At 73.7% G+C, this 25,780-nt stretch carries 27 protein-coding genes; 22 read left to right on the forward strand and 5 right to left on the reverse strand.

Annotated elements, in window-relative coordinates; all coding sequences use genetic code 11:
- The first annotated feature begins 49 nt into the window (after positions 1-49).
- Complete coding sequence (locus tag ABEB03_RS08510; protein ID WP_345643748.1) at positions 50-871, forward strand: ABC transporter permease; 822 nt, start codon at positions 50-52, stop codon at positions 869-871.
- Between the two features lie 34 nt (positions 872-905).
- On the forward strand, positions 906-1,550 hold the full coding sequence (locus ABEB03_RS08515) for an AAA family ATPase (RefSeq protein WP_345643751.1): 645 nt from the start codon (positions 906-908) through the stop codon (positions 1,548-1,550).
- 287 nt (positions 1,551-1,837) lie between these two features.
- Here the strand turns inward: ABEB03_RS08515 and ybaK are convergent, their stop codons facing one another.
- The 4 genes from ybaK to ABEB03_RS08535 all read right to left on the reverse strand — a co-directional run bounded on the left by ybaK (position 1,838) and on the right by ABEB03_RS08535 (position 6,007).
- Positions 1,838-2,338 (reverse strand): Cys-tRNA(Pro) deacylase, encoded by a 501-nt coding sequence (gene ybaK, locus ABEB03_RS08520; RefSeq protein WP_345643754.1) that lies wholly within the window; start codon positions 2,336-2,338, stop codon positions 1,838-1,840.
- Positions 2,339-2,355: 17 nt separating this feature from the next.
- Complete coding sequence (locus ABEB03_RS08525; RefSeq protein ID WP_345643758.1) at positions 2,356-3,096, reverse strand: LON peptidase substrate-binding domain-containing protein; 741 nt, start codon at positions 3,094-3,096, stop codon at positions 2,356-2,358.
- 11 nt (positions 3,097-3,107) lie between these two features.
- Positions 3,108-4,160: a hypothetical protein gene (locus ABEB03_RS08530; RefSeq protein ID WP_425589195.1), complete on the reverse strand. Its 1,053-nt coding sequence runs from the start codon at positions 4,158-4,160 to the stop codon at positions 3,108-3,110.
- A gap of 266 nt (positions 4,161-4,426) precedes the next feature.
- The gene (locus tag ABEB03_RS08535) at positions 4,427-6,007 is read right to left on the reverse strand and encodes an oxidoreductase (protein ID WP_345643764.1); all 1,581 of its coding nucleotides are present in this window, start codon (positions 6,005-6,007) and stop codon (positions 4,427-4,429) included.
- A gap of 173 nt (positions 6,008-6,180) precedes the next feature.
- Here ABEB03_RS08535 and hisD point away from each other — a divergent pair, with 173 nt between their 5' ends.
- The 13 genes from hisD to ABEB03_RS08600 all read left to right on the forward strand — a co-directional run bounded on the left by hisD (position 6,181) and on the right by ABEB03_RS08600 (position 19,761).
- Positions 6,181-7,506: a histidinol dehydrogenase gene (gene hisD, locus ABEB03_RS08540; protein WP_345643767.1), complete on the forward strand. Its 1,326-nt coding sequence runs from the start codon at positions 6,181-6,183 to the stop codon at positions 7,504-7,506.
- Positions 7,503-8,621 (forward strand): histidinol-phosphate transaminase, encoded by a 1,119-nt coding sequence (locus ABEB03_RS08545; protein WP_345643770.1) that lies wholly within the window; start codon positions 7,503-7,505, stop codon positions 8,619-8,621. Before hisD ends, ABEB03_RS08545 begins: the two co-directional genes overlap by 4 nt.
- Entirely contained in the window at positions 8,618-9,211 is a 594-nt protein-coding gene (hisB, locus tag ABEB03_RS08550) for an imidazoleglycerol-phosphate dehydratase HisB (protein WP_345643773.1), read from the forward strand. Before ABEB03_RS08545 ends, hisB begins: the two co-directional genes overlap by 4 nt.
- 91 nt (positions 9,212-9,302) lie before the next feature.
- The gene (locus tag ABEB03_RS08555; protein WP_028803161.1) at positions 9,303-9,467 is read left to right on the forward strand and encodes a hypothetical protein; all 165 of its coding nucleotides are present in this window, start codon (positions 9,303-9,305) and stop codon (positions 9,465-9,467) included.
- Positions 9,464-10,105, forward strand: coding sequence for an imidazole glycerol phosphate synthase subunit HisH (gene hisH / locus ABEB03_RS08560; RefSeq protein ID WP_425589196.1), 642 nt, complete (start codon positions 9,464-9,466; stop codon positions 10,103-10,105). The genes ABEB03_RS08555 and hisH overlap by 4 nt, the downstream gene beginning before the upstream one ends.
- Complete coding sequence (gene priA, locus ABEB03_RS08565) at positions 10,105-10,833, forward strand: bifunctional 1-(5-phosphoribosyl)-5-((5-phosphoribosylamino)methylideneamino)imidazole-4-carboxamide isomerase/phosphoribosylanthranilate isomerase PriA (protein WP_095933680.1); 729 nt, start codon at positions 10,105-10,107, stop codon at positions 10,831-10,833. The genes hisH and priA overlap by 1 nt, the downstream gene beginning before the upstream one ends.
- Positions 10,830-11,249 carry a RidA family protein gene (locus tag ABEB03_RS08570; RefSeq protein WP_345643784.1) on the forward strand — a complete coding sequence of 140 codons (420 nt, stop codon included), beginning with the start codon at positions 10,830-10,832 and terminating at the stop codon, positions 11,247-11,249. The genes priA and ABEB03_RS08570 overlap by 4 nt, the downstream gene beginning before the upstream one ends.
- The gene (hisF, locus tag ABEB03_RS08575) at positions 11,246-12,001 is read left to right on the forward strand and encodes an imidazole glycerol phosphate synthase subunit HisF (RefSeq protein ID WP_345643787.1); all 756 of its coding nucleotides are present in this window, start codon (positions 11,246-11,248) and stop codon (positions 11,999-12,001) included. Before ABEB03_RS08570 ends, hisF begins: the two co-directional genes overlap by 4 nt.
- A 149-nt stretch (positions 12,002-12,150) precedes the next feature.
- Complete coding sequence (locus ABEB03_RS08580; RefSeq protein ID WP_345643790.1) at positions 12,151-12,750, forward strand: ArsR/SmtB family transcription factor; 600 nt, start codon at positions 12,151-12,153, stop codon at positions 12,748-12,750.
- 169 nt (positions 12,751-12,919) lie between these two features.
- Positions 12,920-14,152, forward strand: coding sequence for an MFS transporter (locus tag ABEB03_RS08585; RefSeq protein WP_345644182.1), 1,233 nt, complete (start codon positions 12,920-12,922; stop codon positions 14,150-14,152).
- 395 nt (positions 14,153-14,547) lie between these two features.
- Positions 14,548-15,513 carry a bis(hydroxyethyl) terephthalate hydrolase gene (bdeA, locus tag ABEB03_RS08590; protein WP_345643793.1) on the forward strand — a complete coding sequence of 322 codons (966 nt, stop codon included), beginning with the start codon at positions 14,548-14,550 and terminating at the stop codon, positions 15,511-15,513.
- 730 nt (positions 15,514-16,243) lie between these two features.
- Positions 16,244-18,229, forward strand: a complete 1,986-nt coding sequence (locus ABEB03_RS08595; protein WP_345644185.1) for a helix-turn-helix transcriptional regulator — start codon at positions 16,244-16,246, stop codon at positions 18,227-18,229.
- A 113-nt stretch (positions 18,230-18,342) separates the two neighbouring features.
- Positions 18,343-19,761: a PucR family transcriptional regulator gene (locus ABEB03_RS08600; protein WP_345643796.1), complete on the forward strand. Its 1,419-nt coding sequence runs from the start codon at positions 18,343-18,345 to the stop codon at positions 19,759-19,761.
- Positions 19,762-19,807: 46 nt separating this feature from the next.
- Here ABEB03_RS08600 and ABEB03_RS08605 read toward each other — a convergent pair whose 3' ends face one another.
- Positions 19,808-20,443: a TIGR03085 family metal-binding protein gene (locus tag ABEB03_RS08605; protein ID WP_345643799.1), complete on the reverse strand. Its 636-nt coding sequence runs from the start codon at positions 20,441-20,443 to the stop codon at positions 19,808-19,810.
- A 142-nt stretch (positions 20,444-20,585) separates the two neighbouring features.
- Between ABEB03_RS08605 and hisI the strand changes: the two genes are divergently transcribed.
- From hisI to trpM, 7 genes are all read left to right on the forward strand, one after another.
- The gene (gene hisI, locus ABEB03_RS08610) at positions 20,586-20,987 is read left to right on the forward strand and encodes a phosphoribosyl-AMP cyclohydrolase (protein WP_345643801.1); all 402 of its coding nucleotides are present in this window, start codon (positions 20,586-20,588) and stop codon (positions 20,985-20,987) included.
- Between the two features lie 11 nt (positions 20,988-20,998).
- A complete protein-coding gene (locus tag ABEB03_RS08615) occupies positions 20,999-22,477 on the forward strand; it encodes an anthranilate synthase component I (protein WP_345643804.1) in 1,479 nt (492 codons plus the stop codon).
- A 107-nt stretch (positions 22,478-22,584) separates the two neighbouring features.
- Complete coding sequence (locus tag ABEB03_RS08620; protein ID WP_345643807.1) at positions 22,585-23,238, forward strand: TIGR02234 family membrane protein; 654 nt, start codon at positions 22,585-22,587, stop codon at positions 23,236-23,238.
- Positions 23,239-23,395: 157 nt separating this feature from the next.
- Positions 23,396-23,626 (forward strand): HGxxPAAW family protein, encoded by a 231-nt coding sequence (locus tag ABEB03_RS08625; protein WP_345643810.1) that lies wholly within the window; start codon positions 23,396-23,398, stop codon positions 23,624-23,626.
- Between the two features lie 93 nt (positions 23,627-23,719).
- Positions 23,720-24,169 (forward strand): DUF2752 domain-containing protein, encoded by a 450-nt coding sequence (locus tag ABEB03_RS08630; RefSeq protein ID WP_345643813.1) that lies wholly within the window; start codon positions 23,720-23,722, stop codon positions 24,167-24,169.
- A gap of 158 nt (positions 24,170-24,327) precedes the next feature.
- Positions 24,328-25,137, forward strand: coding sequence for an indole-3-glycerol phosphate synthase TrpC (gene trpC / locus ABEB03_RS08635; protein ID WP_028803146.1), 810 nt, complete (start codon positions 24,328-24,330; stop codon positions 25,135-25,137).
- Positions 25,138-25,249: 112 nt separating this feature from the next.
- A complete protein-coding gene (gene trpM, locus ABEB03_RS08640; RefSeq protein WP_425589206.1) occupies positions 25,250-25,480 on the forward strand; it encodes a tryptophan biosynthesis modulator TrpM in 231 nt (76 codons plus the stop codon).
- Positions 25,481-25,780 lie beyond the last annotated feature (300 nt).

Raw genomic sequence — 25,780 nt, forward strand, 5'->3', positions numbered from 1 at the left:
TGGGCGTTGGAAACAGGACGGCTGCCGAAGCGAAGGGAAGCAGCTCGACGTGAGTGTCGTACCCGCCGGAGTGCTGCCGGGCAGTGCGCTGCCCGTGGCCGAGGACCCCGGTGCCGCCGCGGAGCTGGGGCCGCGCGCGCGGCTGTGGCCCTCGCTGGCCGCCGTGTACCGGGCGCAGCTCTCCCGGGCCCGTGTCGCGCGCATCCCGCTGCTGTTCGTGGCCACCTTCCAGTCCGTCGGGATCATGATCCTGATGCGCGGAGTGGTGGACGGCGGCGCCGAGGCGCGGGCCGTCGTCGCGGGGTCGTCGGTCCTGGTGGTCGCCTTCGTCGCGCTCAACCTCCTCGCGCAGTACTTCGGGCAGCTCAGGGCGAGCGGCGGGCTCGACCACTACGCGACGCTGCCCGTGCCGCCCGCCGCCGTCGTGCTCGGCGCCGCGGGGGCCTACGCGTCCTTCACCGTGCCCGGGACCATCGCCACCGCGGTCTTCGGCAGCGTGCTCTTCGGGCTGCCGATGGCCCACCTGTGGGTGCTCGCCGCGGTCATCCCGCTCGCGGGTGCCGCACTCGCGGGCCTCGGAGCAGCGCTCGGACTCCTCGCACCGCGGCCCGAACTCGCCACTCTGCTGGGTCAGTTGGGGATGTCGGCGGCGCTGCTGCTGGGCGTGCTGCCGGCCGACCGGCTGCCCACGGTCGTGCAGTACGGCCGTGACCTGCTGCCCTCGACGTACGGCGTCGAGGCCTTCGCCCGCACCTTCGGGGCGCATCCCGACTGGACCGCGGTCCTCGTGGACCTGGCCGTCTGCGCGGGTGTCGGGGCGGTCTCACTGGCCCTCGCCACCTGGGCGTACCGCCGGGCCGCCGTCCGGTGACGCGCCCGTCGGCCGGGCCTGGCACGATGTCAGGGTGACCGCTCCGCTGACTCCGCCCCCGCCGCCGCACCGACAGCCCCCGCACGACGCCTGGCAGGTTCCCCCCGCCGGTGGCGTCGCGTACGAACAGGACGGCCCCGGGATGAAGACCGAAGTGCGCGAGGCCGCCGTGATCACCGTGGCCGTGGCGCTCACGGGATTGCTCCTCGGGGTGCTGTGGTGGTGGCTGGCGCCGCATGTGCCGCTGATCGCGGACGACAGCGCCGTGTATCTGAAGGACACCGAGGGCGAGCAGGCCATCGGTGTCGACGGAACGTTCACCCTGCTCGCGCTCGCGTTCGGCGCGGTGAGCGCGCTCGTCGTGTTCCTGGTGCGGCGGCGCGGCGGTGTGCCGCTGGTCGTGGCGCTGGCCGTCGGCGGGTTTCTCGGTTCGCTGATCGCGTGGCGGATCGGGGTCTGGCTCGGGCCCACGCAGAACGTGGTGGCGCACGCCAAGGCCGTGGGCAAGGGGGTGACGTTCTCCGCGCCGCTGAAGCTGGGCGCCAAGGGCGCGTTGCTGGCCTGGACCGTGGCGGCGCTCGTCGTCCACCTCGGGCTCACCGCGCTGTTCGGTCCGCGGGATCCCGATCCGTACCAGAGCCCCTACACCGGCGGGCCGTCCGCGCCTCCGGCCGCCTAGTCCTGTCCGACAGGCCCTGGCAGGCGCTCGCCGTCCGCTGTGCCCGGCGGGCGGCCCGCCCGCCGGGTCCGTGCTCGTCGTCCGCCCGGGGGCGTGCGCCCTCCGGAGCCCCCGTTCCGGTCCGTACGGCCCTTCCTCAGCCGCCGGACGGGCCGGCACAGGGGGAGTGGGTCACGCCGGACGGCGGCCGTGGTTGGAGCGGCCCTTCTTGATGCGCCACTTGCGTTTGCGCGTTTTCTTCGACATGTCCCTCGTACTTAACCGAGGATGCGACGTCCGTCGAGGGGTCACGCACGCCCGACGGGCGCGCAGACCGCGTCCGTGAGCTTCGCCAGGTCGTCGGGGGAGAGCTCCACCTCCAGGCCCCGGCGGCCCGCCGAGACGCAGATCGTGGCGTGCGCCGCGGCCGAGGAGTCCAGGACCGTACGGAGCCTCTTGCGCTGGCCCAGGGGCGAGATGCCGCCGCGGACGTAGCCCGTGGTGCGCTCGGCCGCCGCGGGGTCCGCCATCGCCGCGCGCTTGCCGCCCACCGCCGTGGCCAGCGCCTTCAGGTCGAGGGAGCCCGCGACGGGGACCACGGCGACCACGAGGGCGCCGTCCACGTCCGCCACCAGGGTCTTGAAGACCCGCTCCGGCGAGACGCCCATGGCCTCGGCGGCCTCCTCGCCGTACGAGGGGTGGGACGGGTCGTGCTCGTAGGAGTGGACCGTGAACGCGACGCCCGCGTCCGTGAGCACCACCGTCGCCGGGGTGCCCCCGGACTGCTGCTTCTTCGACTTCTTCGCCATCGGCCTTCTCGGATGCGTCAGTTGAGACTCGTCGGGCCGCGCGTCAGGTCGGACGCCGGCAACGACGGCAGATTACGGATGATCGCGGTCTCCGCGCGCAGGAGTTTCAGCTCCTCGCGCAGCCGGGACGCCGTGTCCGGCGCCTGGAGCAGCCGCTGCTTCGCCGGGATGTCCAGCATCACGGCGGCCGCGACGAGGTACGAGACCACGGACGGCTCGTCCGGCAGATCGGCCCCGGTGGACAGGGACCTCTCCCGGGCGCCCGCCAGCCGCTTCTGGTACTGGCGGAAGGCCCGCAGGACGCCCTCGGCGAGCGCCCCGGCCTCCTCGCCCTGCTCCTCGGGCAGCTCCTCCAGCTCGGCCGTCAGGAACGCCCCCGAGGCGTCCACCGAGAGCAGCCGTACGCGTGTGGTGCCCGTGGCGAGCACCTCGAAGCTGCCGTCGGCGCGCTCCCGGATGGTCGCCGCGTCCGCGATGCAGCCCGTCTGGTGGAAGGCCTTGGCAGGGTCGTCGCCGAAGCCGGCGGCGGGTCCGCGTTCGGGCACGGCCGTCTGGTCCGGCATGCCGGGCGCGGACGCAGCGACCTCGTGCCCGTCGCGGATGGCGACGACGGCGAATCGGCGCGGTTCGTCCTCGGGGGTCTTCAGCAGTTCGCGCATCATGGCGCGATAGCGCTCCTCGAACACGTTCAGAGGAAGCACGAGCCCCGGGAAGAGCACCGAGTTCAGGGGGAAGAGCGGGAGCCGGACGGTGGTCACGACGGGAAAGCCTAATGGTCGCCGGAGCGGGCGCGTCCGTCGTGCCCACTCCCCGGATGCGGATCGGGGCCCGGCGAGCGCAGCGGAAGGCCCGAGGCGACCTCCAGCCGGATGCCGTCGCGCAGCTCCAGGAACTGGCCGAGCGGGTCGTCGGAGACCCTGTCCCAGGGGAACGACGTCGCGTACGGGCCGATGAGGCGCAGCTGTTCCAGCGCGTCCGTCCAGCGCTCCAGCCGGACCAGGACGTACATCAGCAGGTTGCGGACCTCCGCGGGCCACGGATCGGACTCCGTGTACGTGGCGGACAGGGCCACGGCGAGGTCGGCCGCCGCGTCCAGACGTTCGCGCGGGACCTTCGCCCCGCCGCCCTCGGTCAGGTAGGCGAAGGCCGCACGCACGGGCAGCGCCTGCACCAGCGAGCCGGGGAGCGCGTCCTGCGCGGCCGTCTCGGCGAAGTCGAAGCATTCGCGGTGCGAGCCGTACCAGGCGGCCGACAGGTACTGGAGGGCCGCGACGTGGCAGCCGTAATGGTGCGGCGAGCGCCGTACGGCCTCGCCCCACAGCTGCTCGAACTCGGAGTGCCCGACGTTCGTGCCGCGGGCGTGGTCGAGCGCGATCCGCCAGGGGACCGGGTCGCGCGGATCGCCCTCGGCGGCCGCGGTGATCAGCGGACCGACCTCGCGGAGCAGCTCGGCACGGGCCGGGGACTCCCAGCCCCGGCGCACCGCCAGCTCGGCCTTGACGAGCAGGGCGTCCGGATCGTGCGGCGCGGCGGCCTGCCACTCCCGCAGCCATGCGTCGCGGGAGCGGGCGAAGGTCGCGAGGCGCATCGCGTAGCGGTCGCGGTTCTCCCACTCGGCGGCCTCGCGTGTGGTGGTGAGCAGCTTGGCGGCCGGTCCGTACTCGCCGCGGGCCGCCGCGACGAGGGCGGGACCGAGACGCTCGTCGGGGGCGTCGAGCAGTACCTCGTCGTCGGCCGGCAGTCCGGCGGCGAGGCGCGAGGTGTTTCTGGCCATCCGTGCCGTACGGATGAACGCGCGCAGCAGTGCCATGGTGTCGACCATTGAAAGACGCAGGTCGGGGGTCTGCCAGGGGGTATGCGGTGACGCTTTTGTAACCGTCGTTTGGTTGTATGCGCACTGGTCAAGGACGAGTAAAAGCTGACTGTTGCTCACCTGTTCGACGGCCGTTCGTGCGACATGCGTGGTCGTGCGTACGAGTCCGGGGGAGCCCTCGCACCGCCCGCCCCAGAGGCCCCACGCCGCCCGCCCCGGAGGCCCCACGCGCCGCCCGCCCCACAGACCCCGAGCCGGCTCTGCCGGGCCCCGCGTCAGCCGCGCCGGAGCAGCCGGGTCGCGCCCGCCGCCACTGTCGTCGCCAGGATCCAGCCGAGGAGGATCACCGCCGCGGCCAGCCACTGCCAGCCGCCGCGCAGCTGCCAGAATCCGGCCTGGCCCAGGTCGATGACCGGCAGCAGCAGGTCCAGGGCGAACAGCGAGGCGTTCCAGGGCGGATGCCCGTTGCCGTCGATCGGCGGGTGGCTGGCGTGCGAGAAGGCGATCGACGACGCCGCCCACAGCACCGCCATCCACAGCGCGGCCCGTCCCGGCCGGTACCCGTAGGCGACCGTCCAGTCCTGCGCGTACCCCCACAGCTTGGCGGCCAGCGGCAGGGTCTCGCGGCGGCGGCGCTGCTTGGCGAGCAGCACCTCGCGCGCGTCCTCGTCCTCCCCGGAGTTGCGCAGCACCGTGGCCAGCCGTTCGTACGGCTCCGGGTTGTACTCGGCGGTCGCCGCCGCCACCCATTCCAGCCGCCGGGTCAGCGGGAAGGCACCCCGCGGCACCAGGCTCTCGTAGGTGAAGCCGCCCATGTGGAGGCTGCCGGGGCCCGGCCAGCTCGACGCCCGGTCGATCAGGTTGACGACCCGCGCGCCGGACAGCACCACCCGGCCCCGCTCCGGCTTCTCCCCGAGGAAGCGCAGTTCGGGCGTCTGGACCCGGCGCAGCGACAGCTCCTGGTCGTCGTCGAGGACGAACCGGGCCCGTTCGAGGTCGACGGCGTCTCCGAACCGGCCGTCGTCCAGGCGGATGCCGCCCTGGCACTCGAAGCGCTGCACCAGCGTGCCGCGGGCCGGCGTGGTGCCGCTGGTCAGCAGCGGATTGCCGATGCCCGCGGGCGTCATGTACAGCGTGCGGTTGACGGTGAGCTGGGGGGCGTTCAGGGCCAGCCGTGTGTACGGGTTGTTCAGTTTGCTGCCGCGCAGGCTGAGCGAGACACCGACGGTGGCGCCGCGCAGGCTGAACTCACCGTGCGACTCCAGCATCTCCGCCTGGAGGTCCTGTCCGACGGTCATGCCGTCGCCGGTGAGCGAGCGCCCTCGCCGGTCCCGGTAGACGACGGCCTGGTTGAGCAGCAGATCGGTGCCGATGTGCGCGTCGGTCAGGCGCACCCCGTTGTGGAAACGGCAGCGCGGCAGGTGCAGGTCGCCCTCGGTGTGCAGCCGGGCCGCCTCCAGCCGGGGCACCGAGCAGTCCACCAGCCGTACGGTCGTGAAGCGGGCCTCCGGCAGCAGGATCTCCTTCTCGAACCGGCACCCCTTCAGCTCGACGTACGGCACCACGGTGCCGCCGGCGAGGTCGAGGACGTCGGTGATCCGGACGCCGGTCAGCTTCAGGGACGAGACCCTGCCCTGGAGGGCCGGAGGGCCGTCGAGGAGCAGCCACGCCACGATCCGCGCCCGCACGCTGCGCTCGGGCCCCCAAGGATGGCCCCCGTGCGGATCGTCGACGGCGGTGTCCCTGCTGCGCAGGTCGTACACGCTGCCGTTGCGGAAGGCCTGCCACATCCCGGCTTCGGCGGCGGTCAGTTCGTCCGGCAGGTCCCCGCCTCGGATGCCGGCACCCTCGGTCACGGCTCTTCCTTCCTCCCCAGCTACTCGCGGGTTTCGTACAATCGTTCAATGCCCGCTCGGTGACCGCCCGAACGCTACTGGTGACGAGGATCTTCCGGTGAACCGAAGGTGGCCTGTATCAGCCATTGATACGGGCGTCCGGCGCCTTGTCGCCGTCTGAGAGAATTGGGCCTGTGATCTCCCGAATCGATCTGCGCGGCGACGCCCTCCCCGAGGGCTCCGCCCTGCGCGACCTGCTGCCCCGAGCCGACTTCGACGTTGCGGCCGCACTGGAGAAGGTGCGTCCGATCTGCGAGGCCGTGCATCATCGGGGTGACGCGGCGCTGATCGACTTCGCGGAGAAATTCGACGGCGTCCGGCTGGAATCCGTACGCGTCCCGGCCGAGGCGCTCCGTGACGCGCTCGACACGCTCGACCCGGCCGTGCGGGCCGCCCTGGAGGAGTCGATCCGGCGCGCCCGGCTCGTCCACCGCGAGCAGCGGCGCACCGCCCACACGACCCAGGTCGTGCCGGGCGGCTCGGTGACCGAGAAGTGGGTCCCGGTCGACCGCGTCGGTCTCTACGCGCCCGGCGGCAGGTCGGTCTACCCGTCCTCCGTGATCATGAACGTCGTCCCCGCCCAGGAGGCCGGCGTCGGCTCCATCGCCCTCGCCTCGCCCGCCCAGGCCGAGTTCGGCGGGCTGCCGCACCCCACCATCCTGGCCGCCTGCGCGCTGCTCGGCGTCGACGAGGTGTACGCGGCGGGCGGCGCGACCGCCGTCGCGATGTTCGCGCACGGCACCGAGTCCTGCCCGCCCGCCAACATGGTCACCGGCCCCGGCAACATCTGGGTCGCCGCCGCCAAGCGGTACTACGCGGGCAAGATCGGCATCGATGCCGAGGCCGGTCCCACGGAGATCGCGATCCTCGCCGACGCGACCGCCGACCCGGTGCACGTCGCCTCGGACCTGATCAGCCAGGCCGAGCACGACCCGCTGGCCGCCGCCGTCCTCGTCACGGACTCCGTGGAGCTGGCCGACGCGGTCGTGAAGGAGCTGGAGCCGCAGGTCGCGGCCACCCGGCACATCGAGGACCGGATCGTCCCGGCGCTCGGCGGCAGGCAGTCCGCCGTCGTGCTCGTCGACGGCGTGGAGGAGGGCCTGCGGGTCGTCGACGCGTACGGCGCCGAGCACCTGGAGATCCAGACCGCCGACGCCGCCCGCGTCGCCGACCGCGTCAGGAACGCGGGGGCGATCTTCGTCGGCCCCTGGGCCCCGGTCTCGCTGGGCGACTACGCGGCGGGCTCGAACCACGTCCTGCCCACCGGCGGCTGTGCCTGCCACTCCTCCGGCCTGTCCGTCCAGTCCTTCCTGCGCGGCATCCACATCGTGGACTACACGAAGGACGCGCTGGCCGACGTGGCGCACCACGTGGTGACGCTCGCGGAGGCGGAGGACCTGCCCGCGCACGGCGCGGCGATCAAGGCCCGGTTCGGTTGGAAGGTGCCTGAGAGCAAGTGAGCTTCGGAATCGACGATCTCCCCGTACGGGACGAGCTGCGCGGCAAGTCCCCCTATGGCGCGCCCCAGCTCGACGTCCCCGTACGCCTGAACACCAACGAGAACCCGTACCCGCTGCCCGAGCCGCTCGTCGAGCGGATCGCCGAGCGGGTGCGTGAAGCCGCCCGTGACCTCAACCGCTACCCCGACCGGGACGCGGTGGAGCTGCGCACGGAGCTGGCCAAGTACCTGACGCGGACCGGCGGCCACCGGGTCGGCCGGGAGAACGTCTGGGCGGCCAACGGGTCGAACGAGGTCATCCAGCAACTGCTGCAGACCTTCGGCGGCCCCGGCCGCACGGCGATCGGCTTCGAGCCGTCGTACTCGATGCACGCGCTCATCGCGCGCGGCACCGGTACCGGCTGGATCTCCGGTCCCCGCGAGGAGGACTTCACGATCGACGTCGCGGCGGCCGAGCAGGCCATCGCCGAGAACCGGCCCGACGTGGTCTTCATCACCACCCCCAACAACCCCACGGGCAACGCGGTCCCGCCCGGGACGGTCCTCGCGCTGTACGAGGCGGCCCAGGCGGTCAAGCCGTCGATGGTGGTCGTGGACGAGGCGTACGTCGAGTTCAGCCACGGCGACTCGCTGCTGCCGCTGCTCGAAGGTCGGCCGAATCTCGTCGTCTCGCGGACCATGTCCAAGGCCTTCGGGGCGGCCGGGCTTCGCCTCGGCTACCTCGCCGCGCACCCCGCCGTCGTGGACGCCGTGCAGCTGGTCAGGCTGCCGTACCACCTGTCGGCCGTCACCCAGGCGACCGCGCTGGCCGCCCTGGAGCACACCGACACCCTGCTCGGATACGTGGAGCAGCTCAAGGCCGAGCGTGACCGGCTGGTCGCCGAACTGCGCGCGATCGGCTACGAGGTCACCGAGTCCGACGCGAACTTCGTCCAGTTCGGGCGGTTCGACGGCGCGGACGGCTCCCACGAGGCCTGGCGGCGGATCCTCGACCGGGGCGTCCTGGTCCGGGACAACGGCGTGCCGGGATGGCTGCGGGTGTCCGCCGGGACCCCCGAAGAGAACGACGCGTTCCTCGACGCGGTCCGTGAACTGAAGAAGGAGCACAGCGCATGAACCGCGTAGGACGCGTGGAGCGCACCACGAAGGAGACGTCGGTCCTCGTCGAGATCGACCTCGACGGATCCGGCAAGGTCGACGTGTCGACGGGTGTCGGCTTCTACGACCACATGCTCGACCAGCTCGGCCGGCACGGTCTGTTCGACCTGACCGTGAAGACCGAGGGCGACCTGCACATCGACTCGCACCACACCATCGAGGACACCGCCCTCGCGCTCGGCGCCGCCTTCAAGCAGGCGCTCGGCGACAAGGTGGGGATCTACCGCTTCGGCAACTGCACGGTCCCGCTGGACGAGTCGCTCGCCCAGGTCACCGTCGACCTCTCCGGCCGCCCCTACCTCGTGCACACCGAGCCCGAGAACATGGCGCCGATGATCGGCGAGTACGACACCACGATGACCCGGCACATCCTGGAGTCCTTCGTCGCCCAGGCACAGATCGCGCTGCACGTGCACGTGCCCTACGGGCGCAACGCGCACCACATCGTGGAGTGCCAGTTCAAGGCCCTCGCCCGGGCCCTGCGGTACGCCTCCGAGCGCGACCCGCGCGCCGCCGGCATCCTGCCCTCCACGAAGGGTGCGCTGTGAGCGGCGCACGCGCGGCCACCGGGCCGCGGACGACGATGACGATGCCCCGGCCGTCGCGCCGCCGGGGCGCAGAAGCGAACGGAAAGACACTGTGACCGGCCTGTCGAGCATCCTGATCGTCGTCGGACTCTTCCTCCTCGGCGGCGTCTACTCCTTCGCCAAGCAGAAGATGCCGCGGAGCCTCATCGTGCTGCTCTCCATCGGTGCCGCGATGTGTCTCGTCGCGGGCGTCATGAGGCTGGAGGTGTGGGCGTGAGCGACCCGAAGAAGGTCGTCGTCTTCGACTACGGCTTCGGGAACGTACGGTCCGCCGAGCGGGCCCTCGCCCGCGCGGGCGCCGAGGTCGAGATCACCCGCGACTTCGACACCGCCATGAACGCGGACGGACTGCTGGTGCCCGGCGTCGGCGCCTTCGCCGCCTGCATGAAGGGCCTCAAGGAGGCCCGCGGCGACTGGATCATCGGCCGCCGGCTCTCCGGCGGCCGCCCGGTGATGGGCATCTGCGTCGGCATGCAGATCCTCTTCGCCCGCGGCATCGAGCACGGCGTGGAGGCCGAGGGCCTGGACGAGTGGCCCGGCACGGTCGGACCGCTCCAGGCCGACGTCGTGCCCCACATGGGCTGGAACACGGTCGAGGCGCCGGCCGGCTCGGAGCTCTTCGCGGGCCTCGACGCCGACGCCCGCTTCTACTTCGTGCACTCCTACGCCGTCCACGACTGGTCCCTGGAAGTCGCGAACCCGGCGATGCGCGCACCCAAGGTCACCTGGTCGACGTACGGCGAGCCCTTCGTGGCCGCCGTCGAGAACGGCGCACTGTGGGCCACGCAGTTCCACCCCGAGAAGTCCGGCGACGCCGGAGCGCAGCTGCTGAACAACTGGATCGGAACCCTCTGATGGCTTCGAAGCTCGAACTCCTCCCCGCCGTCGACGTCCGCGACGGGCAGGCCGTCCGTCTGGTGCACGGCGAGTCCGGTACCGAGACGTCCTACGGCTCGCCCCTGGAGGCCGCCCTCGCCTGGCAGAGCGCGGGCGCCGAGTGGCTGCACCTCGTCGACCTGGACGCCGCGTTCGGCACCGGCGACAACCGCGCCCTGATCGCCGAGGTCGCGAAGGCCATGGACATCAAGGTGGAGCTGTCCGGCGGCATCCGCGACGACGACACGCTCGCCGCGGCCCTCGCCACCGGCTGCACCCGCGTCAACCTCGGCACCGCCGCGCTGGAGACCCCCGAGTGGGTCGCCAAGGTCATCGCCGAGCACGGCGACAAGATCGCGGTCGGGCTCGACGTCCGCGGCACCACGCTGCGCGGCCGCGGCTGGACCCGTGACGGCGGGGACCTCTACGAGACGCTGGAGCGACTGAACTCCGAGGGCTGCGCGCGGTACGTGGTCACCGACATCGCCAAGGACGGCACGCTCCAGGGCCCGAATCTGGAACTGCTGAGGAACGTGTGCGCGGCGACGGACCGCCCGGTCGTGGCCTCCGGCGGTGTGTCCTCCCTGGACGACCTGCGGGCCATCGCCGAGCTGGTGCCCCTCGGTGTCGAGGGCTCGATCGTCGGCAAGGCCCTGTACGCCAAGGCGTTCACCCTGGAAGAGGCGCTGGAGGCGGTCTCCGTATGACCGACGACGGAGTACGGCGGATCTCCTCGGGCGGTCCGTTCGAGGACACGGTCGGCTACTCGCGGGCGGTGGAACTGCCCAACGGCCTGGTCCTGGTCTCCGGTTGCACCTCCGTGGTCGGTGGCGTGATAGACGCGGGCACGCCGTACGAGCAGGCGGTCAACGCCTTCCGGGCGGCGCTCGACGCGCTGAAGACCCTGGGGCTCGGCCGCGAGCACGTGGTGCGCACGCGGATGTACATCACCCACGCCCGCGACGTCGACGAGGTGGGCCGCGCCCACAAGGAGCTCTTCGACGACGTGCGCCCCGCCACGTCCATGCTCATCGTCTCCGGCTTCATCGACCCGAGTCTGGTCGTCGAGGTCGAGGTGGAGGCGTTCCGCCCCCGGGCGGAGAACGGAGGTGCGCAGTCATGACGCTCGCGGTACGCGTCATCCCCTGCCTGGACGTGGACAACGGCCGGGTCGTCAAGGGGGTCAACTTCCAGAACCTGCGCGACGCGGGCGACCCCGTCGAGATGGCCAAGGTGTACGACGCCGAGGGCGCCGACGAGCTGACGTTCCTCGACATCACGGCGTCCTCCGGCAACCGGGAGACCACGTACGACGTGGTGCGCCGCACGGCCGAGCAGGTCTTCATCCCGCTCACGGTGGGCGGCGGCGTCCGCACCGCCGGGGACGTGGACAAGCTGCTGCGGGCCGGCGCGGACAAGGTCGGCGTCAACACCGCGGCCATCGCACGGCCCGACCTCATCCGGGAGATCGCGGAGCGGTTCGGGCGGCAGGTGCTGGTGCTGTCCGTGGACGCCCGGCGCACCGAGACCGGCTCCTTCGAGGTCACCACGCACGGCGGCCGCAAGGGCACGGGCATCGACGCCGTCGAGTGGGCGCACCGCGCCGCCGAACTGGGCGCGGGCGAGATCCTGCTCAACTCGATGGACGCGGACGGCACGAAGGACGGGTACGACATCGAGATGATCGAGGCCGTACGCAAGCACGTGAGCGTCCCGCTGATCGCCAGCGGCGGCGCGGGCCGGCTCGCGCACTTCCCGCCCGCCATCGACGCCGGTGCGGACGCTGTGCTGGCCGCGTCGGTCTTCCACTTCGGCGATCTGCGGATCGGCGAGGTGAAGGAGACGCTGCGGGGGGCGGGGCACCCCGTCCGCTGAGGTCCCGCCGGAGTCCGCGCCGCGGATTCGTCGACGGGCGTCGTCGAGCCCCGGTCACCGAGTGACCGGGGCTTCTTCATGGGGAGACGCGAAAGAAAAGTTGCGCAATTTATGTTGCGCAACTTTTCCTTCGCATCTACGGTGAAGGCATGGCGGAAGAAGAGAGTCGCAAGGAGAGCCGCAGGGTCTCGGATCTGGGAACGCTCAAGGCGCTCTCGCACCCCCTTCGGATGAATCTGTACCGCTCGCTGCACGTGGCCGGCGCGGCCACCGCGTCGCAACTGGGGGAGCAGGTCGACGAGGCCCCCTCCCTGGTGAGCTACCACCTGCGCAAGCTGGCGGAGCACGGACTGATCGAGGAGGCGCAGCCGCGCAGCGGGGACGGCCGCGAGCGGTGGTGGCAGCCGACGTCCGGGGGCGTGAGCCTCCACGACGAGGACTTCCGCGGCGCCCCCGAGACGGCCGCCGCGCACACCGCGTTCGCCCGGCTCCTCGTCGACCAGCGCGCCGACCTCTACCGGCGCTACCTGGACGAGCGGCACGCCTGGGCGCCCGAGTGGCGCACCGCCTCCTCCGACTCCGAGTCCAGCCTGCGTCTGACGGCGGCCGAACTCGCCGAACTCAACGAGGAGTTGCTCGACCTCGTCAGGAAGTACGACGAGCGGGGCCGCACGGCCGAGGAGGCCGGCGACACCGAAGGCCGCGAGAACGTCGCGGTGCACCTGTACGGCTTCCCGTTCCGCGCCTGACCCCCTCGCAGGGACCTCGTCCGGCACGCGCCGCGGTCCGCCGCGAGAGCCGCGCCCGCGCTGGAACCCCGCCCGCGTCCCGGGACCTGCTCCCGGCCCGTACCCGCACATGCCTCCTTCCGTGCTCGTCTCAGCGTCTGAGAGGACCTGGACCGTGACCACGACCGTCATGACACCGGCCCCCGCCGCCGAAGGCCGCCCCGCCCACCGCGACGGCAACGTACTGCGCTGGCTCGGCGCCTACACCTCGTCGATGATCGGCGACAACGTCTACTACATCGCGCTGTCCTGGGCCGCCGTGCAGACCGGGACACCCGCGCAGGCCGGTCTCGTGATGACCGTCAGCGCGATTCCGCGCGCCCTGCTGATGCTGGGCGGGGGAGTGGTCGCCGACCGGTTCGGACCGCGGAAGGTCGTCATCGGGAGCGACGCCGTGCGCTGCGCCGCCGTGCTGGCGGTGGCGGCCCTGCTGTTCGCGACCTCCCCGGGGCTGTGGCCGCTGGCCCTGCTGGGACTCGTCTTCGGCACCGTCGACGCGGTCTTCATGCCCGCCGTGGGTGCCCTCCCGGCCCGCATCACGAGCCGTGGCCAACTGGCCCGCGTCCAGGGCATGAGGGGCCTCGCGATCCGCTTCGCCAACGTCGCCGGCGCCCCGCTCGGCGGCCTCGGCGTCGCGCTCGGCGGCGCGGCCACGGCGTTCGGGCTCGCGGGGGCGCTGATCGCCGTGTCCGTGCCGCTGCTGGTCTCCGTCCGTGTGCGGGAGCTGCCCGCCGACGACGCGGCCGCGGAGCGCACCCCGTGGCGTGACCTGCGCGAGGGCCTCGGCTACATACGGCGCCATCGCGTCCTCGCGCCCCTCGTGGTCGCCATCGCGCTCGGCGACCTCGGCTTCGTCGGGCCGCTCAACGTGGGCCTGACCCTGCTGGCCGACCGGCGCGGCTGGGGCGCCTCCGGCATCGGCTGGGTGCTCGCCGGGTTCGGGATCGGCGCGGGCGCCGCGGCCCTGCTCCTCACCGTGCGCGGCAGGCTGCCGTACGCGGGCCGGGTGGCCGCGGTGGCGATCCTCGCCGGCTCGGTCGCCATCGGCGGGCTCGCCTTCGTGCCGACCGTGGCCGCGGCCGTCGCAGTCGCCCTGGTCGTCGGCCTGTTCGCCGGTCTCAGCGGTGCCCTGTGCGGCGCGCTGCTGCAGACCCACGCCGACCCCGCCTTCCTGGGCCGGGTCAGCTCCGTCGCCACCATCGGCAGCCTCGGGCTCGCCCCGCTGAGCATGCCGCTGACCGCCGCCGCGATCGGCTGGTGGGGTACCGGGCCCGTCTTCGTCGTCAGCGCCGCGGTGTGCGGCCTCGGCGGGGTGGTCACCCTCTGCGTCCGCGACCTGCGCCGCGCCGAACTGCCCCGCTGAACACAGCCCGGCGGACCCGCGCCCCTGCCGTCACCGGCGTCGCGCGCGGTCCGCGGGTCTTCGGGAGGGTCGGGGGCGGGCATGGGTGTGGTCCGCGGGTCTCCGGGAGGGTCGGGGGCGGGCATGGGTGTGGTCCGCGGGTCCTCGGGAGGGGCCGGGCGCGGTCACGGGTGCTGGGCCACAGGTCCCCGGGAGGAGGGGCGCGGGCACGGGTGGGAGCCAAGGCCGGTGATTCTGCCGATGTGCGCGGCCGGGGCACGGGCCCACAGTGGCCAGCGCAACCCACCGAGACGGACCCCGCCGCTCGGAGCGTACGCCGTCCGACACCCACGCCCCGGCCGCGCACCGACCCGCGGCGCGGGTCCGTCGCCCCTCACCGAGAGGACGCACCCGCCGTGCACCAGCCGAAGAACGCTTCCCCCGCCGCGCCCGTCGGCCCCGACCCGTCCGCCCGGTGCTCGCGCCGGTTCACGAACCGTCTCGTACGGGCCGGTCTCGCGGTGCTCCTCGCCGCGGGCGGCCTGGTGGCCGCGCAGGCCGCCGGAGCACAGGCCGCCCCGGCGCCGGCGGCCGCCGAGAACCCGTACGAGCGCGGCCCCGCGCCCACCGAGGCGAGCATCGAGGCGGCCCGCGGGCCGTACGCCGTCTCGCAGACCACCGTCTCCTCGCTGTCCGTGTCCGGATTCGGCGGCGGAACCGTCTACTACCCGACCTCGACCAGCGACGGCACCTTCGGCGCGGTCGTCATCTCGCCCGGGTACACCGCGTACCAGTCGTCCATCGCCTGGCTCGGACCCCGGCTCGCCTCCCAGGGGTTCGTGGTGTTCACCATCGACACCCTCACCACCCTCGACCAGCCCGACAGCAGGGGCCGTCAACTGCTCGCCGCGCTCGACTACTTGACGCAGAGCAGTTCCGTGCGGACCAGGATCGACAGCAGCCGGCTCGGCGTCATGGGGCACTCGATGGGCGGCGGCGGCACGCTGGAGGCGGCGAAGAGCCGTCCCTCGCTCCAGGCGGCGATCCCGCTGACCGGCTGGAACCTGGACAAGACCTGGCCGGAGATCAAGACGCCGACCCTGATCGTGGGCGCCGACGGTGACACGATCGCACCGGTCGCCACCCACTCCGAGCCCTTCTACGAGAGCCTGCCGAGCTCGCTCGACAAGGCGTATCTGGAGCTCAACGGCGCCACCCACTTCACGCCCAACAGCTCGAACACGACGATCGCGAAGTACAGCATCTCGTGGCTGAAGCGATTCATCGACAATGACACCCGCTACGAGCAGTTCCTCTGCCCGTTGCCACGGCCGTCCCTCACGATCGACGAGTACCGCGGCAACTGCCCGCACACCTCCTGACCCGTCCCGACGTCGTCGAGTCCGCGCCCGGGGTGCCCTCACGGCACCCCGGGCGCACCGCTTGTGCGGGCGCACAGGCATGGTGCGCCGGGCCTGGGAGCGCGCCCAGCCCGTGCCCGCCCCACGCTTCCCCGACGGCCCTCTTCTCCCTGGTCACAGGGGGTCTCCGGGTGTGCAGGGCGAGCGAACCCGGCACTTCCGCCCTCATTTACGCGGAAGTAACGTGACGCTCGTGACCGGAATGACGACTGCGCGAAGTCCACTCCGGACAGCGGGCCGGAGTGCGTCACCCCCACCCGTGCGGGGGGCGTCGGATCCACCGTGCCGGAGCCGTGCGCCCGGAGCGCCGACCGCCGCGGGCACCGAACCGCCGGAGGGCCGCACGGCGACACAGCCGCCGACGCCGCCCCCATCCCCGGCGGCGAACGCGACGGCGGTCCCGGCGGCGAACGCGACGGCGGTCCCGGCGGCGAACGCGACGGCGGTCCTCCTCCCGGATCCGTCGACGGCGCGCGCGGAGAGCGGGCGAGGTCGCACCGGCCCGCCCTCCGCCGCCGCACCGGCACGTGAGGCCGAGGACCCCGTCCGGACCGACAACACACCACCGGGCTCCCGTCGAAGGCGCTCAGCCGGTGCCGCGAGCCCCACCGGGCCCTCCGGCTCCGTGGCGCCGGCCGCCGTGGGCGATGCCGTACGGACCGCTGAACAGCCAGCAGGACAGCGCGAGTTGATGCTGCTGGCGGTCGCCGAGGGGGAGCGGGACGCGAGGGGCGACGGAGTGGACGCCGCGGTGGTCCGCAGAGCCGCCGGCGCGGGTGGGCTCGACGCGGGTGTCCTCGACGCGGCGGAGGCCGCGGGCCTCGTCCGGCTCACCGGAGGCCGGATCGGCATCGTGGACCCGCGCACGGCCCGCACCCTCTACGCGACCGCTCCGGCCGCCCGGCGGCGCGCGGCCCACCGTCTGCTGGCCGAGGCCCATGCCGGGGGCCCGCACGTGCTGCCCGTGCTCTTCCACCGGGTCGCGGCGGCCACGGCACCCGCACCCGCCCTCGGCGACGCGCTCGCCTCCGGCGCGGCGGCGATCGCGTCGGCCGGGACGGACTCCGCGGAGCTGTCGGCGGCCTGGGCGCGGTCCGCCGAACTCGCCGCCGAGGACGGTGTGCGCGCCCTCCGCCTGATCCACGCCGCCGATCACGCCCGGCTGGCGGGGCTGCCGCGGCGCGCCCGGGACCTGCTGGCGCAGGCCGGGTACGAGGGTGCGCGGGACGCCGTGCGCGGAGCGGCCGAACTGGTCGGTGGACGGCTCGCCCTCCAGGACGGCCCGGTCGCCGACGCACGCGAAGCGCTGCTGCTGGCGGCCGAGTTGCTGGCTCCCGCCGACGCGGGCCGTGCGCAGGCCGCCCGGCTCGCCGCCATGGAGGCGGCCTGGGCGACGGGCGACGCGGCGGCCTGCCTGGAAGCCCTGGAACCCCCTCCGGCACAGCCCGGCACCGGCGCCGACCGTCGGCTCACGGCGTACCGGGAGGGGATGGCCGAGGTGATGCACGGACGTCCGGCGGCCGGACGGCAGCGGCTGCGGGAGGTGGTGGCGGGCGCGTTCGGCACCACCCCGCAGGGTCCGGAGGCGCTCCTGCGGGCCGGGGGCGCCGCCCTGGTGGCGGGCGATCTGCCGGCCGCCTGCCGGGCCAACTCCCGTGCCCTCGCCGTCGCCCGGGCCAGGGGCCCGCGCCTTCTCGTCGCCCAGGCGCTGGAACGTCTGGCCTACGCCGAACTGCGCGCCGGCCGGCACGCCCGTGCCCGCGCCCACGCGGAGGAGGGGCTGCGCACCGCCCGCGACGCCGGCCAGGACAACCTCGCGGCCCACCACCACGCGATCCTCGCGCTGGTGGCGTCGGTCGAGGGTTCCGCGGAGGCCGTCGCCGAGCACGCCGACGCCGCCGAACGCGTCGCCGCGCCCCACGGACTCGCGCAGGCGGCCACCCTGGCCCAGTGGGCGCGAGCCCGCGCCGACCTGGCCCGTGGCCGGGTCGCCGAGGCCGCCGCACGACTCGGCCCGCTGGTGGGACCCGGCCCGCGCCGCGGTCACTTCGCGGTGCGGATGCTCGCCGTCCCCTGCTTCGTGGAGGCGGCGGCCCGCACCGGCCAGGCGGAGGCCGCCCGTTCGGCGGTGGCCGAGTTCGCCCGGTGGGCCGGTCAGGGCGCCGACCCCCAGGCACCTGCCCAACTGGCCCGCTGCCGCGCACTGCTGAGTGGCCATCAGGAGTGCGAGGCGCTGTTCGTCGCCGCGCTGGCCCGCCACGAGGAGGCGACCGGGGACTTCGAACGCGGCCGTACCCAGCTGCTGTACGGGGCGTGGCTGCGACGGCGGCGCAGACCGGGTGAGGCCCGCGGTCGTCTGCGCGACGCGCTGGTCTCCTTCGAGCGGGGCGGCGCGCTCGGCTGGGCCGCGCAGGCGCGGGCCGAACTGCGCGCCACCGGGGACGCCGCACCGCGTGAACCGTCCGGCCCGCTGACGCAGCTGACGCCCCAGCAGCTGCGGATCGCACGGTGTGTGGCGGAGGGTGCCACCAATCGTGAGGTGGCGCTCAGCCTGTCCGTGAGTCCCCGCACCGTCGACCACCACCTGCGGAATGTCTTCGCCGTCCTGGGGATCCGCTCCCGCGTCGAGCTCTCCCGACTGGTGGACCGGGCCGAGAAGACCATCGCACACCCCTAGGTACCGACCGGGCGGTATGTCATCCTGCGGGATCAGGAGGTCCGGAGTACCCGTGTGCCGCGCGTCGGCGGACCGGGCCGGCCGGACCGAGCCGACTCCGGTGGAGGACAGCGATGCAGCACCTCGTACCCGCCCACGTCCGGCCCCTGCCCGGACCGCGGCCCCCGGTACCCGCCGCACGCCCGGCCGTCGACGCGGAGGCACTCTCCGTACTGCACCGCGCGGCCCGGACGCTCATGGCGGGGCTGCCCGAGCTCACCGAACGCCTGATGACCCTCCTGAGCGAGTGCGAACCCGCCTACCGCACGGCCGTGCGGACCGACCCGGAGAACGTGCGCGACGAGGTGCAGCGCTCGCTGCGGCTCAACGTCGGATCCCTCATCCGGCCCGGCGAGCTGCGCGAGGCCGCCCACCGCTGCTCCTGGGCCATCGGCAGGGCCCGGGCCGAGGACGGGCTCCCGCTGGACGCCCTGCTGCGCGCCTTCCGGCTGGGCGGCGGCATGGTCTGGCAGGGGCTCGTCGACGAGACGGCCCGCCGCGACCCCGCCGACGTACGGCTGCTCGTGCACGTGGCCGCCGACGTGTGGAACTTCGTCGACGACCACTGCGCGATCGTCGCCGACGCCTACCGCCAGACCGAGCGCGAGCTGATGTGGCGCCGGGAGAACCGACTGCGGCTGATGACGACCGCGCTGCTGGACGGCACCGCGCGCATCGCCGACCTCCCCGCCACCGCCGCCGCCCTGGGACTCCCCGAAGAGGGCCGGTACGCCGTCGTGCTGGCCCGCCTGCCCGCCGTCCGGGCGGGTGCGGACATGCGGGGCCGGCTGCATCTGCCCGGCCTGCGCGTCCTGTGGTCCCGTGATCGCGACGGCGGCGGGAGCTACGGGATCGTCCTGCTCGGCGGTGATCTCGACGTGCCCCACGGCGGGGGCGAGCCCGGCCACGGCCACGACGGTGGTCCCGGCGCCCGGGGCCCGGAGCGCACGGCCGCCCTGCCGGAGGCCGGCGGCCCGGGCGGCGACGGCCCCGACGGGGAGCACGCCCGGACGCACGGGACCGACGCGGACGCCGGGGAGATCGCCCGTCTGCTGGCCTCCCCGCCCGGTTCCCGGATCGGGGTGAGCCCGGTGGTGGAGGGCCTCGCCGCGATCGGCGACGCCCGCCGCCTGGCCGACACGGCGCTCCGGGCCTGCCCGCGCTCCGGGGGGACCGTCGTACTGGAGGAGCACCTGCCCGCCGCCCTCGTCGTCTCCGCCCCGGCCCTCGGGGCGGCGCTCGCCGAGCGGGTCCTCGGCCCGCTGCTGCGGCTGGACGCCTCCGACCGGGACATCATGCTGGACACCCTGACGGCCTGGCTCGCCTGCGACGGCTCCGCCCAGCGTGCCGCCGGCCGGCTCTACTGCCACCGCAACACGGTCCTGAACCGGCTGCGCCGCTGCGAGCAGCTCACCGGCCGCTCGCTGACCCGGCCGGCGGACGTCGTGGAGCTCTCGCTCGCCCTGGCCGCCCGCAACCTGCTGGACCCCTGACGGACACCCGAGGCCGGCGCGGGTGGACCGCCCGTCCGCCGGCCGCTCAGATCCCGAGCTGCTTCGCCTCGTGCAGCTTCGTGATCGCGTCCTTGTCGCCGTCCAGTTCCACATCGGCCACCTGCTGCCGGCCGAGCGCGAACATCAGCAGCTCCGCGGGCTCGCCCGTCACCGTCACGACCGGAGTGCCCTTGTGCGCCACGGCGGTCTGACCGTCCGGGCGGCGCAGCACCAGGCCGGTCGGGGAGCCGCGGCCGGCCAGCCGGGCCGTGCGCTCCAGCCGGGACCACAGGGCGTCCTGGAACACCGTGTCCAGCTCGCGCGGCGTCCAGTCGGGCTGCGCGCGCCGCACGTCCTCGGTGTGGACGTAGAACTCGACCGTGTTCGACGCCTCGTCGATCTGCTTCAGGGAGAACGGCGAGAACCGCGGCGGACCCGTACGGATCAGCTGGATCAGCTCCTCGTACGGCTTCTCGGCGAACTCCGCCATCACCCGCTCCAGCCGCGCTGCGAGCGGTTTGATCAGGATTCCGCCGGCCGCGTCGGCGCGGCGCTCGCGGACCACCACGTGCGCGGCGAGGTCCCGGGCGTTCCAGCCCTCGCACAGGGTCGGGGCGTCCGGGCCCACGGCCTCCAACAGATCGGCCAGGAGAAGTCGTTCACGCTTGGCATGGGTCGACATGCGGCAAGCCTACGACCGCCCCCTCCGTCCGCCCAGTGGACGCCGGCCGCCGGGACGGCGTGCCCGCGCCGGACGGCCCGGGCGGCGTCCGGCCCGTGGACGACGGCGGGACGCGTCGTCACGGCGCGGCAGAATGGCACCCATGACCAGCACGCCTCAGCCCAGCAGGCCCAGCGGCCTGGACCCCGAGATCGCCGCGCGCCTCAAGCGCAGCGCCGACGGGCTCGTCCCCGCCATCGCCCAGCAGTACGACACCGGCGAGGTGCTCATGCTCGGCTGGATGGACGACGAGGCGCTGCATCGCACCCTCACCACGGGCCGCTGCACGTACTGGTCGCGCAGCCGCCGGGAGTACTGGGTCAAGGGCGACACCTCCGGCCACGTCCAGCACGTGAAGTCCGTGGCCCTGGACTGCGACGCCGACACGCTCCTGGTGAAGGTCGACCAGGTGGGCGCGGCCTGTCACACCGGCGCCCGCACCTGCTTCGACGCCGACGTCCTGCTCAAGGACGCCGATTCCGGCGTACCGTCACTGGATCAGTAGGGTCAGCCGCCATGGACCTCGAGACCTTCCGCAAGCTGGCCACGGACCGCCGTGTGATCCCCGTCAGCCGCAAGCTCCTCGCGGACGGCGACACGCCGGTCGCGCTCTACCGCAAGCTCGCCGCCGAGCGCCCCGGCACCTTCCTCCTGGAGTCCGCGGAGAACGGCCGCTCCTGGTCCCGCTACTCCTTCGTGGGCGTCCGCTCGGCCGCGACGCTCACCGAGCGGGACGGGCGGGCCCACTGGCTGGGCACCCCGCCCGTCGGCGTCCCCGTGGACGGCGACCCGCTGGCCGCCCTGCGCGCGACCATCGAGGCGCTGCACACCCCGCACGGCGAGGGCCTGCCCCCGTTCACCGGCGGCATGGTCGGCTATCTGGGCTACGACATCGTGCGCCGCCTGGAGAAGATCGGCCCCGGCGAGCGGGACGACCTGAAGCTGCCCGAGCTGACCATGCTGCTCACCAGCGACCTGGCCGTCATGGACCACTGGGAGGGCTCGGTCCAGCTGATCGCCAACGCGATCAACCACAACGACCTCGACACCGGCGTCGACGAGGCCTACGCGGACGCCGTCGCCCGCCTCGACGCCATGGAGGCCGACCTGTCGCGCGCGGTGTCCCAGCCGCCCGCCGCGCTCCCGCCCTCCGAACTGCCCGAGTACAGCGCCCTGTGGGGCGGCGCCGACTTCCGGGACGCCGTCGAGGACATCAAGGAGCGCATCCGGGCGGGCGAGGCCTTCCAGGTCGTCCCCTCCCAGCGCTTCGAGACGCCGTGCACGGCGAGCGCCCTGGACGTGTACCGCGTGCTGCGGGCGACCAACCCGTCGCCGTACATGTACCTGTTCCGCTTCGACGGCTTCGACGTCGTCGGCTCGTCCCCCGAGGCCCTGGTCAAGGTCGAGGACGGGCAGGCGATGGTGCACCCCATCGCGGGGACCCGGCCGCGCGGCGCCACCGTCCAGGAGGACCAGGCCCTCGCCGACGAGCTGATGGCCGACCCCAAGGAGCGCGCCGAGCACCTCATGCTCGTCGACCTGGGCCGCAACGACCTCGGCCGGGTCTGCGAACCCGGCTCCGTCGAGGTCGTCGACTTCATGTCCGTCGAGCGGTACTCGCACGTCATGCACATCGTGTCGACCGTGACGGGGCGGGTCGCGCGGGGACGTACGGCCTTCGACGTCCTGGCCGCCTGCTTCCCCGCGGGCACCCTGTCCGGAGCCCCCAAGCCGCGCGCGATGCAGATCATCGACGAACTGGAGCCGTCCCGGCGCGGGTTGTACGGCGGTTGCGTGGGCTATCTGGACTTCGCGGGCGACTCCGACACCGCCATCGCGATCCGCACGGCCCTGCTGCGCGACGGCACGGCGTACGTCCAGGCGGGTGCGGGCATCGTCGCCGACTCCGACCCGGTCGCCGAGGACCACGAGTGCCGCAACAAGGCGGCGGCCGTCCTGCGCGCGGTGCACACCGCGAACCGCCTGGGCCGGTAGCGCCGTTGACACCCGTCCGCGGGGAGCTGCCGGACCGTCCCGCTCCCGGCAATAGGACGAGGCTCACGTGAACCCCGGGTGACGGTTCGCCCGGGGTTCAGGCGATAGTGGAGTACGTGACTGCTGTACCTCACCCCCGATCCGAAGCCGCCGGCCCCGCCGGGTCCGGCCGCCGCAGCCTCGGAGTGGCCCTGCTCAGCGGCGCGCTCGGCGCGGCCGTGGCCCTGCTGTCCACCCGGCGCAGCTGGGCGGAGGGCACCGCGACGGTGGCCGGCGGCGACTTCCCGCTGACCGCCAAGGGCAGCGACGTCACGGGCGTGCCCGCGGCGCTCGCCATAGTCGGCCTCGCCGCGCTCGTCGCCGTGTTCGCCGTACGCCGCTCCGGGCGCCTGCTCGTCTCCGCGCTGCTCGCCCTCTCCGGCGCGGGCACCGTCGTCGCGGCCGTGCTCGGCGCCGGCGACAGCTCCGCACTCGACGAGAAGGCCGCCGCCGCCTCCGGCAACACCGCCGCCACCGCCGACGCGCTCAGCCACACCGCCTGGCCGTACGTCGCGGCCGTGGGCGGGGCGCTGATCCTCCTCGCGGGGCTGCTCGCGCTGCGCTACGGCCGCCTGTGGCCGGTGATGTCGGGCCGCTACGAACGCGACGGGACGCCCCGGCCGCGGAAGGCCAAGCCGGTCGACCCCGACCGCCCCGAGGACCTGTGGAAGGCGCTCGACCGCGGTGAGGACCCGACGGGTCCCGACCCGGCCGGAACCTGAGCACTCCGCCGCGTCCCCGGCCCGCCCCGCGACCCGGTCACGCACCGGCACAGGCGGCGCGCGAGGAAGGACCCCCCGCTCACGGCGCGCGCCCGAGTACGGGACAATGGACGTGAGCGTCCGACTCACATACGCATACAGCAACGAGGAGCAAGTCATGGCGGGCAGCAGCCACGGTCACACCCCGGCCGCCTGGACCGGTGTCATCATCGCCTTCATCGGTTTCTGCGTCGCCGGTGCCTTCATGGTGATGGCCCAGCCGCTGGGTTTCTGGGCGGGCATGGTCGTCGTCGTGCTCGGCGGTGTCGTCGGATTCATCATGAAGTCCGCGGGCCTCGGCCAGCAGAAGTCCACCCCGGTCCGCGAGACGGCGGGTGCCCAGGGCTGACCGCCCCGCGAACCTCCCGAGAGGCGGTCCCGGCACGGCCGGGGCCGCCTCTCGCGTTCGCGTGACAGGCGCGCGACGCGGGAGAGGGGCACAATGCGTGGGGTGAACGCAGAAACCCAGAGGGTGACGCGGCCGGCCGGACTTCCGGACGTGCTGCGCCGGCTCCTCGTCCCCGGTGGCGTGCTGGCCGCCGTCGCCGGTGCCTTCGCGTACGTCGGGGCCGTCGACCCGAACCAGCCCGGCCACTACCCGGTCTGCCCGCTGCTGCGCTTCACCGGCGTGTACTGCCCCGGCTGCGGAGGTCTGCGCAGCGCGCACGCCTTCGTGCACGGGGACATCGCGACGGCGCTCACCGACAACGTGCTGGCCGTCGCGGGGTACCTGGTCTTCGCGGTGGTGTGGGCCGTCTGGGTGGTCCGCTCGGTCCGCGGACGGCCGGTGCGGCTGGATCTCGGACCGGTCCACCTGTGGAGCCTGGGCGCGTTGGTACTGGTCTTCACCGTTGTCCGGAACCTGCCGTTCGGCGGCTGGTTGCATCCTTGATCAACGGGCAAACGTCCAGGTAGTGGGACCGGCGTCAACCGGATGCAAGGCCTACGCCTTCCTCCGGATACCATCACAAGTGACCCGTCCGAACCGTCCGGGACGGTGCACCCGGGTCGACTGCTTCAACCCTCCACCGCAGGAAGGGGGCCGCTCGCGTGAGCGTGCTCGACGAGATCATCGACGGAGTCCGTGCCGACCTCGCGGAACGGCAGGCGCGCGTCAGCCTCGACGAGCTCAAGGAGCGCGCGGCGAAGGCTCCGGCTGCCAAGGACGGCGTGGCCGCCCTGCGTGGTGACGGCGTCAAGGTCATCTGCGAGGTCAAGCGGTCCAGCCCCTCCAAGGGCGCGCTGGCCGCGATCGCCGACCCGGCCGGCCTCGCCGCGGACTACGAGGCGGGCGGCGCCGCCGTCATCTCCGTGCTGACCGAGGAGCGCCGCTTCGGCGGCTCGCTCGCGGACCTGGAGGCCGTCCGTGCCCGCGTGGACATCCCGGTCCTGCGCAAGGACTTCATCGTCACGTCGTACCAGCTGTGGGAGGCCCGCGCGTACGGCGCCGACCTCGCGCTGCTGATCGTCGCCGCCCTCGACCAGCCCGCCCTGGAGTCCCTCATCGAGCGTGCCGAGTCCATCGGGCTCACCCCGCTCGTCGAGGTGCACGACGAGGACGAGGTCGAGCGCGCGGTGGACGCGGGAGCCAAGGTCATCGGCGTCAACGCGCGCAACCTGAAGACGCTGAAGGTCGACCGCACGACCTTCGAGCGCGTCGCGCCGGAGATCCCCGACTCCATCGTCAAGATCGCCGAGTCCGGCGTCCGCGGCCCGCACGACCTCATCGCGTACGCCAACGCCGGCGCCGACGCGGTCCTGGTGGGCGAGTCGCTCGTGACCGGCCGTGACCCGAAGACCGCGGTCTCCGACCTCGTCGCGGCCGGGGCCCACCCCGCGCTGCGTCACGGACGGGACTGACCCGCCCGTGTCCGTCGCGCCCTCCGCCGTCGCCGACTCCCGTCCGGGCCTTCGCCCCGACGGTGAGGCGGCACGCCCGGGGCGCGGGGGCACGCACACCGGTCGGCCCGCCGTGCGCTCCGCCGCGGCACCGGCCCCCGCCTCGGCGGTCCGGGACCCGTACGCCCGTCTCGCCCGCGGCTGCCGTCCGCGCGGCTGCCGGGCGCCCGCACGGCGCGTGCACGGCCGCCGGGTCCGTTACGTCATCGGTGACGAGCCCGGCCAGGTCAACGGCATGCGATGGCCCGAGCGCGTACGCGCGCTCGCGCCCCTTCCGGTCACGTCCTTCCTTCGGGCGGTCTGAGCCGGAGGCCCGGCACCGGCCACTCCAGGAGATCCGCCCGGCACACCGCCGGGCGCGGTTCGGGGCGAGGGGCGGGCTCCGCCCGTCCCGCCGTCGAGTGGCTCGGCCCTGCGCGGCACCGCCGATCTCCGCCGCACGGCCGCATGCCGTCGTGGCGGACCTCCCCGTCCGACCGGTGATCCTTCCGGTCCGCCCGGCCGTCACGCGGCGGGGTGTCCGCCGTGGAGGCTGGACGGGACGGCTCGGCGCCGTGCCGCAGGCGCATCGCGGGCGTACGTGGCTAACGTGACCACTGACCGG

Source organism: Streptomyces siamensis (genome assembly GCF_039543605.1).
Taxonomy (GTDB): domain Bacteria; phylum Actinomycetota; class Actinomycetes; order Streptomycetales; family Streptomycetaceae; genus Streptomyces; species Streptomyces siamensis.